We start from the raw sequence: 11,437 nt of genomic DNA on the forward strand, positions 1-11,437 counted from the left end.
CTGGGAGTTGTTGGATGGCTGCAGAGCGCGGCGGAACTAATAGTCGGTGAGCTTCTTCATGTAGCGCCGGCCATCAAGCATTGGCCGGCCGCGCAGGGCGGCCAGCTCGTAGGCAAAACGCCAAAGCGTGTCGAAGAAGACCAAGGGCACGAGATAAGGTTTGATGTGTTCGGACATACCGCGAAGGTCGAGTTCCGCTCCATCGAGCACCAGGATGTTTTCCCGGCTGCCGTACTTGAAAAGGAAATCGCGGGCCCGTTCGGAAAGGCTCCGCGTTTCGTCCAAACCCACTAAGACCACGAAGCAAGCGTCCCGGTCGACCACCTCAAATGGGCCGTGAAAGAACTCGTTGGCGTGTATGGCCTGCGAGTCGTACCACTGCATCTCCATCAACACGCAGATGGCGTACGAATAGGCCGCACCATAGCTGGCACCGCTGGCCAGAGTGTAGATCGCATTGCGCGGCGCGAAACGGGGGGCGAAGGCCTGAAACCGGTCGGCATAGGTCCGGTGCGCACGCTCGATCGCCGGCTGAAGATGGCTCAGGCTCCTCAGCAGATCGGCAGTTAGCCCGGCATCCTCCCGAGCATCGATCAGGCCGGCGAGCAACATGTAGAGCACGCCGTAGTTGCTGCAGGCTGAATCGACTGCTTTGCCCGTCGTGTAGGAGGCCTGGTAGGCGACTGCGTGGTCGACCGCCAGCGCGAGGGGCGATATCTGGTCGAGTGTCATGGCGATTGTCGTTGCGCCTCGATCCTTTGCATAATTGGCCGCTCGCACAGTTTCGCGGGTGGTGCCGGTCTGCGAGCAAAGGACAACGAGCGCGTCAGGTCCCAACCGTCGCGGAGCTCGGCAGACGAACTCATCCGCGTTGTAGATGTCGCAGGCGAATGTGCCGCTGTGACGGTCGACGAAGTATTTGCCTGCCATCATGATCGAGAGCGAACCGCCGCATGCCACGAGGAATAGGTGCGAACACTGCGTGCCCGCCGTAGCGATCAGAGCGCGTTCCACGTCGGCGGGCAGGGCGGAAATCATGAGCTTCCTCGTCTCGTTGGCCGGCCCACATTGACAGGTGGGCAGCCATTGTGCGAACGTTATCACACCCTTTAAACTGAAAGTCCTGCAATGGTCAAGATTGCCGCGATAGGCGATAACGTGGTCGATTGTTATCTTGCTCGCGGCGAGATGTATCCTGGTGGAAATTGCCTCAATGTCTCGGTCTATGTCAGCCGCTTCGGCGGGCGATCGGCCTATGTCGGAGCGATCGGCAAAGACCGGGCGGGGGACCTTATCTGCACTGCACTGGCGTCGGAGCGCGTGGACATCACCCGATTACGGCGCCTCGAGGGACCGACCGCTTACTGCCTCATAGGTCACCGCAACGCCGATCGGATTTTCCTGGACTTCGATCTCGGAGTTTCGGTGTTTACGCCGACGCAAGAAGATCTGGATTTTCTCTCGGGCTTTCAGGCCGTCCACATCGGCCAGTCCAGCGGTTTGGACCCGTGGGTTGCCACTGTATCAAGTAAGTCACTGTTGTCTTATGATTTTTCCACGCGACGGGAACCGGGACATCGACGCGAGATTGGCCCCCATTGCTATCTGGCTTGTGTCTCGGGTGACGGTCTCGACGACAAGGAATTGGCCGCAATCGCGGCCGAATTGCTTGCATGTGGTTCAAAGTGGGTTCTTGTGACTCGTGGTCGAGCCGGCGCGGTGCTTCACGGCGACACCGTCTCTTACCGCACCCCGGCGCGGTTGGTCAAACCCGTCGACACCCTGGGCGCGGGCGACACCTTCATCGCAAGAACGCTATTCGGCCTGCTTAAGAAAGAGGCGCCTCAAGACATCCTCGGCCATGCCGCGGACGCGGCGGCTGCTACCTGCCGGTACTACGGGGCAATCGGCCATGCGACAGCAATCGACTTAGGAAAGATGACGCCGGAGATCCCCCACGCTTAAGACGGGAAAACCATCTAGCTGCGAAACTCTCCGAAACAATTGACGCGAGAAATGGACAATGCTAGAGAAAATGATAACGTTCTCACCTTCCTGACCGAACGCCGTCTAAGAGCGTTTTGATAGATGAGACGTCAGTGGGATCGCAAGGCCGAGTTCGGCCAATCGTAAGAGGAGAAGACATGCACACGAATTCGAGCAGGCGCCTACTTTTGAAATCCGGTTTGGCGCTGACGATCGCGCTGTTGACAGGACTTGGCACGTTGGCCTCGTCAACTCAGGCAAACGCGGCGGACAACCCCTACAACCTCATCGACCCGACGGTGATCAGCGTCGGAACCATGGGCGATGCGAAACCCTATGTCTTCACCGACGCCAACGGTAACTTCACCGGCTTCGACGCCGAACTCTTCCGTGATGTGGCGCGCCGGCTCGGGTTCAAGGAGGAGCAGGTCGTTTTCACCGGCCAGGAATTCTCGGCGCTGCTGCCGTCCGTTGCCAACGGCCGCTTCGACGTCGCTGTCGCCGCCATCGGCACAACGGCGCAGCGCAAGAAGACCGTGGATTTTGGCGACGGCTATCTCGCCGGCTACCTGTCGATCATTTCGGCGGATCCAGCACTGGCGAGCAATGAGAGCACCGCCGGAAAGCGCATCGGCGTGATCCAGGGAACGCTGCAGGAAATCTATGCCGAGAAGAACCTCAAGGGCGACATTGTCAAATTTCCCGACAACAACACTGCGGTGGCGGCGCTGAATAATGGCACGATTGATGGCCATTTCACTGACTATGAGTCCGCCAAGCAGTATGTCGAGCGCTATAAGAACCTGAAGATAACAATGAACGTGCCGTCCTTCGATGCGCCGGCCGGATTCGTGGTCAAGAAAGGCAACGATGCCTTCCGCGAGGCGCTCAACAAGGCGCTGCGCGAGGCCATGGACGATGGCACCTGGAAACGGCTGCATGAGAAATGGTTCCCGGGCACTCCGATGCCGGATCAATATCTGCCCAAGAAGTAAATTCGCGCGTATTCATTTTCGTTTCCGGCCGGGCCCGTCAGCAACGGTGCCCGGCCGAGTTATTGATGGACTTGATATGAGCTGGTTCGATACCTTCGCCCGCAGCTTCCTTGATTTCCAGGCGATGGCAGAAGTTCTGCCAAACATGGTGATGGTCGGCCTCAAGAACACTTTGATCCTGGCCCTTGCCTCGACGTTTTTCGGGACGCTGATCGGTATCGTCCTCGCGGTCATGGGGATTTCAGAGAACCGGCCGCTGAAACTCCTCGCCCGAGTCTACACCGATATCTTCCGTGGGCTTCCTGCCATTGTCACAATCCTGATCATTGGCCAAGGCTTCGCGCGGTTGGGCCGAGATCTGTTCGGTCCATCGCCTTATCCGCTGGGCATTCTGGCGCTCAGCCTGATCGCCGGAGCCTACATCGGAGAGATTTTCCGCGCCGGCATTCAGAGCGTCGAGCGGGGTCAGATCGACGCCACGCGCACTCTCGGTATGACGTATGGCCAAGGCATGCGCCTGGTGGTGATCCCGCAAGGCATCCGTCGCGTCCTGCCTGCACTGGTCAACCAGTTCATCGGCAATGTCAAAGACTCCAGCCTGGTCTATTTCCTTGGTCTGCTCGCCTCCGAACGCGAACTGTTCCGCGTCGGCCAGGACCAGGCTGTGCTGACCGGCAACTTGTCGCCGCTATTGCTGGCCGGCGTGTTCTATCTCGTGATCACGGTGCCGCTGACCCATCTCGTCAACTACATCGACGCGCGCATGCGCGTCGGCAAACGAATAACCGCCGTGCAGAGTGGCCTCAAGGAGGTCGCCGAGCTTGCCGAAGCCGTCGTGCCGGGAGCAGCGACGTTGCCTGCAGCAGCGCCCACACGCTTCAAGGGTGGCGGCATCGAGGTCAAGAATATCGACATGGCCTACGGCGCCGTCCAGGTGCTGCATGACGTCAGTCTGAAAGTGGAGCCCGGGACCGTCACCTGCCTCATCGGTCCGTCCGGATCGGGCAAGTCGACCTTGCTGCGCTGCCTCAACCGTCTCGTAGAGTGTCGAGCCGGTGACATTCTGCTCGATGGCGAAAGCATCTACAAGCAGACCCCTGACCAACTCCGGCGGCGCGTGGGCATGGTTTTCCAGCAGTTCAATCTGTTCCCCGACCGTAGCGCGCTCGCCAACATCACCTTGGCGCTGCGCAAAGTTAAACGCATGTCGCGCGAGGAGGCTAATGACGCGGCCTTGGCGAGGCTAAATGAAGTCGGACTGCTGGAGCGTAAGGACCATCGGCCGGCCAATCTCTCGGGCGGGCAACAGCAGCGGGTGGCCATCGCGCGTGCGCTCGCCCTCGAACCCGAAATTATGCTGTTCGACGAAGTCACCAGCGCCCTCGATCCAGAATTGGTCAAAGGTGTCCTGAACTTGATGGCCGACCTCGGGCGGGGCGGGATGACGATGGTGGTCGTTACACACGAGATGAATTTCGCTCGCAAGGTCGCGAACCAGGTCGTGTTCATGGACGAGGGCCGGATCGTCGAGGCAGGCCGACCAGAAGACCTATTCGACAATCCGCAGAGCCCTCGTCTTCGACGCTTTCTGTCGGAGGTGCTGTGATTCAAATGGTGTGCGCAGCGGCGGGTTCTACGGTGTACGGCCTTGCGGGGCGTGCCTAACTGCCGCTAGTTCGTCGCCACGACGTTGCATGGTCGGCGGGACTTGCTGGGTGACTCAAAGATCCAAAAACGCAACTATCATCGAAGTCGCTCGCCGGGCTGGAGTGAGCTCTGCCACGGCTGGGCGCGTGCTTGGTGACTACGGCTACAGCAGCCCCGAGGTTCAGGAGAAGGTGCGCGCCGCAGCATCTGCGCTGGGTTATCGACCCAATCGCCTGGCCAAAGGTCTGATCACCGGTAAGACCCAGACTATCGGCGTTGTCGTGGGCGACATCGAAAGCCCATTCTATGCAAGCGTGCTGCGCGGAATAGGGGACGTCGCGCGCCGTGGCGGCTTCGGGGTTATCGTTACGAATAGTGACGAAAATGCCGAACTCGAGCGAGAGGCGGTGCAGCTGCTGTTGGAAAAGCAGGTCGATGGTTTAGTCGTCTCATCGACCTTCTTGGACAAGCCGGATCATCTTCGTGACGCAGTCGCGGCCGGCTGTCCCGTCGTGCAGTTCGATCGCATCGTGGCGGGCATGGAAACCGATTCGGTCGTGGTCGATAACGTTTCTGTAACGCGTAGCAGCATAGCGGCGATCATCGCCGCCGGACACAGCCGCATCGGAATATTGGCGGAACTCGGGCCGGACCAACGCGATGATGTTGGCTCCTTTGTGACGAACGCTGATCTCTCCAGCTCCGACGTTCGCTACCATCATCCAAGCTGGCAACGATTGTTGGGTTATCTCGAAGCCCATCGCGCTGCGGGCATTTCGCCGGATCCGCAGTTGATCCGCCGCGTGGCGGTCTATTCCAGCGAGGCAGCACGAAAGGAGGCACTCGATCTACTGACAATGCGCAATGCGCCGTCCGCCCTGTTTACCGCGGACGGTGTGATGTCGACAGGCGTTCTGGAGGCGACATCCGCACTGAAGCTTGCGATTCCGGGAGAGGTTTCGCTGCTTTGCTTCGACGATCTCGACTGGATGCAGTTCGTGGCCCAAGGTATCACAGCCATCGCGCAGCCGGCGCATCTGATCGGGGCGACGGCAGCCGAGCTTCTCTTGAAGAGGCTGGCTGGCGACACCGCACCGTTTGAACACCGTGTCCTCGCGGGTCGCCTGGTGAACCGTAATTCGATTGCGGTTCATCTCAACCGCAACGCCCCTGATCCGGCCGCGACGGTGTAGCTGGAGCCGAATTGCCGCGCCTCTTTGTGCCGAGGTCGATCCCATGCAACGGCTGAATGATAGCTCAAGCGTATTGCTGGGTAGGACTTTTGTCGCTTGCGATGCCCAGCGTGAGCTGCGCCAGAAATCGGGCGAGCCCATCCGGGTTCCGAAACCTAATCACTTGCGGTCGCAGTAGTATGGCTCGGTCGTTGAACGCATAGGCTGCCCGATTTCGTTCCGCGATGGGTAGAATTAGAGATCAAGCAAAATGTCGCCTTGTGGGCGGCTGCAGCACGCCAGGACGTAGCCTGCCGATTTGTCCTCCAAGGTCAGTCCGCCTAGGTCATCCATGACGACTTCGCCGGACAGCTTGGCGATCCGGCACGTACCGCAAACTCCCTGCTGGCAAGCGGTTGGGACATAGACGCCACATTGGCGCGCCGCTTCCAGCAGGGTCTCTCCGGGCGCGCAGTGATATGCAAGGCCGGAGCGGGCGAAGCGGACCGAAGACGAAACCTTTGAGTCCGATAGCGAACGCGAAATGTTGCCGCCCCCGAAGCTCTCCTCATGATACTGTGAAGGGGCGAGCCCGATTGCATCGAGGCAGCTGCGTGCAGCCTTCATGTAGGATTCCGGCCCACAGGCAAAAATCGTGCGGCTGTGGAGATCGGGAACCAAGGTCACGAGCATCTCACTGTTAATTCGCCCGGTTGGACCCGTCCAGGCCGGGTCTCCGTGACTGCAAATGCAAGTCACATGAACATTGGGAAAGCGAGCGGCAAGTGCGTCCAGTTCGAGCCGAAAAATGATGTCGTCCAGCGTTCTCGCACTATGAATGAAGTGGATCTCCTGGTCGGCTGCGCGGTCGGTAAATGCCCGCAGCATTGACATGACGGGAGTTATCCCGCTGCCACCTGAGAGGAAGAGGGACTTTGCATGCGGCAGATCGTCGAGATTGAACGAGCCGAGCGGGCCTTCGATTTCGATCCCATCGCCTGGCCTGAAATTGTCATGGAGCCAATTCGAAACGAGCCCGCCCGGCGTCCGTTTCACGGTAATCTGAAGGTCGAGCGGTCGCGTCGGCGGTGACGAAACGGAGTAGGAGCGCGTCACCGCGGCACCGTTGATCCTAAGGTGCACCAGAACATACTGGCCAGCGCTGAAGCAGAACATCCGATCTGAAGTGGGTGTGAGAACGAATGTTTTCACATCGTGCGTTTCGTCGATCACGCGCCGGCAGAGCACAAGCTGCGGTGTGGTCTGTGCCCAATGCCGGTGACGCTTTGTTGGGACGAAGCCGGAGGCTGCAAAGGCCGCGTATGCATTCATCAGTCAACTCGGGTTTGAAGTCGAGCCAAGATGCCACTTCAAACCCCGCTGAACAGCCGCGCAATCCTGCCTTTATGATCGGTAATTTCGATTAGACTTCCAGTGACATCACAGCAACCTGGAGAGCTCGGATGCCTTTGCGAATAATTGGTTCATGTTTGCGGCGCGCGAGTATCGCGGTGTGGACTGGCTGGTGCAGCGTCGGCGCTCCCTCGACGAGAAACGATGGGAGTTCAGCAGTGAACCTGCGCGCATCGTCGCTACGCATATAGCAGGTGCCGCCCGTTCGTCGGAGCATGATCTCCGCCAGAGTTTCCGATCCCGTCGAAAGCCGACAGATCGCCAACTCGGCCAGCAGCTCTGCGTGCGTCTTTTCCAGCACGGCGGTGTAGCCCGGGCGAATGTAGGTTTCAGGGTCGACGTCGGGCAGCGTTCTGGCAGCCGTCGAAACCATTACATATTCCTCGACCATCAGATGTTCGTAGGCGATCTCAGGCAGGTAACGAGGTGCATAAAGCACGGCGATATCGAGATTTCCCATGCTTAGGTCGCTGACCATCTGGTTCGAATAATCCGACTCGACATGGATCGAGGATTTTGGAAGGGCCTGGCACAGTGTCTCGACCCATCCCGGCAGAACCGAGCGGGTCATGCCTACCTGTGCGGCGATGCGCAAGGTGCCCTCGAACCGGTTGAACGCTCGCACGTCGTGTCGAGCTTGCGACCAGGTCGACAGCAGGGACCTGGCGTAAGCTTCGAACCGCCGTCCGGCGGCTGTGGGCTCAGCACCGGCGCGCCCGCGCTGGAAGAGCTCGGACCCGATCGCGCTCTCCAGATTCTTGATCCGGGTGCTGATCGTCGACTGGGTCAATCCCAGCCGATCGGCGGTGCGATTGAAGTTTCGCGACTCGATGATGTCGAGAAAGGTTTCGATGTGATCTAGCTGCACGTTACCTCCAATCGAAAAAGTCGATCATATTGCGCTGGATCATAAGCTTGATCAAACAATACTCAAGGCGGAAGCTTCACGCGGTGAAATCGGCCGGCAGATCGACCAGGCTGAAGCTACGGAGCTGAGCAACGTGTTCATAGTCGACTGCGATTGTCACAATTACTGGTCAAGCGCCACTGTACTGGAGCCCTACCTTTCCGGCCTGTGGAAGGACATGTTCGTCGAAGGCGAGAAGACAGGTCCCGTTGGCGCCTTCCCGCATGGCCATCGTCCCTGGTTTCATCCGCAGGACTTCTCCCGCAAGGACGTCCGTCCGAAAACTGAAGCCGACAACTATCTCATCATGAAGGAAAAACACCTCGACAAGTACAAGGTCGACGTGGCGATCCTGACCGGCGATGAGCCGATCGAGGCGTCTACCCTCGCCAACCCCTATTATGCCAGCGCTCTCGTCAGCGCCTACAATGACTACCAGATCGACCACTGGCTGCCGAAGGACGATCGCTTCGTGGGCTCGATCATCATTGCGCCACAGGATCCGAAGCTCGCGGCCACCGAGATACGCCGCTTGGGCAATCATCCGCGGATGGTTCAGGTTCTTGCCTCGCAAGGCTCCGTCAAGCCCTATGGCGATCCGTTTTACCATCCAATTTATGAGGCTTGCGCCGAGGTCGGGCTGCCCTTTGCCATTCATCTGGGCGGCCATGGCGGCGTGAACTCGACCGCGATTGCTCCTGCCCCAACGACGTTCTTCTGGGAGACGCACGCCATCCTGCACATGTCGGCGATTTCACATGTCGCAAGCATGATTGCGCATGGCGTCTTCGAAAAATGGCCGGACCTCTACTTCGTCGTCGTCGAATGCGGCGTGGCCTGGGTGCCGTCGGTATTGTGGCGCCTGGATGCGGATTACAAAGCGCTGCGCAAAGAGACGCCATGGCTGAAGATGCTGCCGTCGGAATATTGCCGGCGCAACATCCGCTTTTCCACGCAGCCGCTGGAGCAGCCCGCAAACATTCAGCATCTCTGGTCCACTCTCGAGGCGATGGACGGCGAAAATACGCTGATGTTTGCCTCCGATTATCCGCATTGGGACTATGACGATGCCAACACGCTGCAAATCCCTCCCGCCTGGAAGAGCAAGATCATGGGGCTGAATGCGTTGGAGGTCTACAAACGCATTCCCCGCGCGCAAGCGGCGAATGCCGCCTGAGGAAGCAGACGATGCCCGAGAAGACATACATCTGCCGCGTCGACGAGATCGAAACCGGATCTCCCTTCATCGCTAAGATCCGCAGCCTTTCGGTCGGGGTTTTCCGCATCGGAGATTCATTCCACGCCCTGCTGAATGTTTGTCCGCACCGCGGCGCTCCGCTTTGCGAGGGGCCGCAATGCGGAACAACTGCACCGGTCGAAGGGGCGCAATTCATCTATCACCGCGAAAACGAGATCGTGCGCTGCGCCTGGCATGGCTGGGAATTCGACATCAAATCAGGCGCGGCCCTGGTCGATCCGTCCGTTCGCGCGCGCACATTTCCAGTCACCGTCGAGGCGGGCAGCATCTATGTGACAGCCTGATCGAGGTGCGGATTTGAGTGGTCAGAAGAAAGGGTGATCGCGGCTGACGAGCAGATTTCTTCACAGGTGCTTGACGAACAATAACGCGGAAAATCCGCAATGGGAGAGTCAAATGTCAGAATCTGAATACAAGCTTGGTATCGCTCAAAGCCTGATTGGTCGCGGCAAGATTTCTCGTCGCGACTTCATTCATCTTGGACTGGCCGCGGGGCTGAGCGTCGCAGCTGCGAACAAGCTCTTCGTCAGTACGGCACGGGCCGAACCGCTGCAGGGCGGCTTCGCCAAGCTCGGCATGGCACATGGCGCAACAACGGATTCGATCGATCCGGCCGGCTACCCGGATACGTTCACACAAACCGCGTTCTCGGGCTCGATGTCCAACAGCCTCACCGAGGTCGACGCCAAAGGCAACGTCCAACCGGACCTGGCCGAGAGCTTTGAATCATCGGACGGGGCCAAAACCTGGGTCTTCAAGCTGCGCAAGGGCGCAACCTTCCACAACGGCAAGAATGTCACGGCGGACGACGTCGTGACTTCGCTGCGCTATCATATGGGCGACGAAACCAAATCGGCGGCGAAGCCGCTGCTTGAACCCGTAGCCAGCATCAAGGCGGATGGCCCGGAAACGGTTGTCTTCACGCTCAAGAGCGGCAACGCCGATTTCCCCTACATCATGAGTGACTACCATCTGGTCATCATGCCGGCCAAGGATGGCAATGCGGATTGGGGATCAGGCGTTCGCACCGGTGCTTTCGCGCTTGAGAACTTCCAGCCCGGAGTTTCGGCCAAGCTCAAGCGCAATCCGAACTACTTCAAGAACGGCAAACCCTATCTCGACGAGGTGGAGTTCATCGCCATCACCGATCTCGCCGCTCGCATGGCCGCGTTATCGACAGGGGAGGTGGACTATATTGGCCGCGCCGACCTCAAGACCCTCGGCATGTTGAAACGCAATCCCAAGGTGGAGATCGTCGAGGTCACCGGCTATGGCCACTATACCTTGCCGATGAATGTCACGATGGCGCCGTTCGACAATCCGGACGTCCGAATGGCCTTGAAATGGGCGATCAACCGTCAGGAGATCGTCGACAAGATTTTTCTCGGCCACGCCACTGTTGCCAACGACAACCCAATCGCGCCGGCGATCAAGTTCGCTACGAACCCCCAGCCGCAACACAGTTTCGATCCGGAAAAAGCCAAGCATTATCTGAAAAAGGCCGGAATGGAAAAACTGAAGGTGGATCTCTCGGTCGCCGATGCCGCTTTTGCAGGCGCTGTGGACGCGGCTGCGCTCATCCGCGAGACGGCAGCCCAGTGCGGCATCGACGTAAACGTCGTGCGTGAGGCCGAGGACGCCTATTGGGATAATGTCTGGCTCAAGAAACCGTGGTGCGCTTCCTATTGGAGCGGTCGCGCGCCCGCCGACTGGATGTTCACACAAGCCTTCGCCGCAGACTCCAGCTGGAACGAGTCGTTCTGGAAAAATCCCCGCTTCAACGAGTTGCTTGTCCAGGCGCGCGCCGAGACGGACGAGGCCAAGCGGTCGGCAATGTATGCCGAGATGCAGCAACTGACCCATGATGATGGCGGCAGCATCGTGCTGGTCTTCAACAATTTCGTCAGCGCCAAATCCAATAAGCTCGCACATGGCGAGGTGGCGCCGAACTGGGAGAACGATGGACTGAAGATGGCCGAACGCTGGTGGATCGCCACTGCGTGAGAGTGCGGGCCGGGCCCGCGATCGCTACCAGGCTCCGGCTTGCAACCGCGTGCCC

10 protein-coding genes are annotated in these 11,437 nt (G+C 59.2%); 7 read left to right on the top strand and 3 right to left on the bottom strand.

Annotated elements, in window-relative coordinates:
• Positions 1-36: 36 nt before the first annotated feature.
• Complete coding sequence (locus NKJ20_RS15695) at positions 37-1,038, bottom strand: SIS domain-containing protein (protein ID WP_352745137.1); 1,002 nt, start codon at positions 1,036-1,038, stop codon at positions 37-39.
• A gap of 90 nt (positions 1,039-1,128) precedes the next feature.
• Between NKJ20_RS15695 and NKJ20_RS15700 the strand changes: the two genes are divergently transcribed.
• The 4 genes from NKJ20_RS15700 (at position 1,129) to NKJ20_RS15715 (ending at position 5,821) form a co-directional block, all read left to right on the top strand.
• A complete protein-coding gene (locus NKJ20_RS15700) occupies positions 1,129-1,965 on the top strand; it encodes a PfkB family carbohydrate kinase (RefSeq protein ID WP_352449158.1) in 837 nt (278 codons plus the stop codon).
• A 179-nt stretch (positions 1,966-2,144) separates the two neighbouring features.
• Entirely contained in the window at positions 2,145-2,981 is an 837-nt protein-coding gene (locus NKJ20_RS15705) for an ABC transporter substrate-binding protein (protein WP_352745139.1), read from the top strand.
• Positions 2,982-3,057: 76 nt separating this feature from the next.
• On the top strand, positions 3,058-4,587 hold the full coding sequence (locus tag NKJ20_RS15710) for an amino acid ABC transporter permease/ATP-binding protein (protein WP_352449227.1): 1,530 nt from the start codon (positions 3,058-3,060) through the stop codon (positions 4,585-4,587).
• Between the two features lie 88 nt (positions 4,588-4,675).
• A complete protein-coding gene (locus tag NKJ20_RS15715; protein ID WP_352449156.1) occupies positions 4,676-5,821 on the top strand; it encodes a LacI family DNA-binding transcriptional regulator in 1,146 nt (381 codons plus the stop codon).
• Between the two features lie 234 nt (positions 5,822-6,055).
• Here NKJ20_RS15715 and NKJ20_RS15720 read toward each other — a convergent pair whose 3' ends face one another.
• Together NKJ20_RS15720 and NKJ20_RS15725 are read right to left on the bottom strand one after the other, a co-directional pair.
• Complete coding sequence (locus NKJ20_RS15720) at positions 6,056-7,132, bottom strand: FAD-binding oxidoreductase (RefSeq protein WP_352745142.1); 1,077 nt, start codon at positions 7,130-7,132, stop codon at positions 6,056-6,058.
• A gap of 91 nt (positions 7,133-7,223) precedes the next feature.
• Positions 7,224-8,081 carry a LysR family transcriptional regulator gene (locus NKJ20_RS15725; RefSeq protein WP_352449154.1) on the bottom strand — a complete coding sequence of 286 codons (858 nt, stop codon included), beginning with the start codon at positions 8,079-8,081 and terminating at the stop codon, positions 7,224-7,226.
• 133 nt (positions 8,082-8,214) lie between these two features.
• Here NKJ20_RS15725 and NKJ20_RS15730 point away from each other — a divergent pair, with 133 nt between their 5' ends.
• From NKJ20_RS15730 to NKJ20_RS15740, 3 genes are all read left to right on the top strand, one after another.
• Positions 8,215-9,297: an amidohydrolase family protein gene (locus tag NKJ20_RS15730; RefSeq protein WP_352745144.1), complete on the top strand. Its 1,083-nt coding sequence runs from the start codon at positions 8,215-8,217 to the stop codon at positions 9,295-9,297.
• Between the two features lie 11 nt (positions 9,298-9,308).
• Positions 9,309-9,662 (top strand): Rieske (2Fe-2S) protein, encoded by a 354-nt coding sequence (locus NKJ20_RS15735; RefSeq protein WP_352449152.1) that lies wholly within the window; start codon positions 9,309-9,311, stop codon positions 9,660-9,662.
• Positions 9,663-9,774: 112 nt separating this feature from the next.
• On the top strand, positions 9,775-11,382 hold the full coding sequence (locus NKJ20_RS15740) for an ABC transporter substrate-binding protein (protein WP_352745146.1): 1,608 nt from the start codon (positions 9,775-9,777) through the stop codon (positions 11,380-11,382).
• The last annotated feature ends 55 nt before the right edge of the window (positions 11,383-11,437 follow it).

Origin of the sequence: Mesorhizobium sp. M0185 (assembly GCF_040322175.1) — a bacterium.
In the GTDB taxonomy this organism is placed as follows: domain Bacteria; phylum Pseudomonadota; class Alphaproteobacteria; order Rhizobiales; family Rhizobiaceae; genus Mesorhizobium.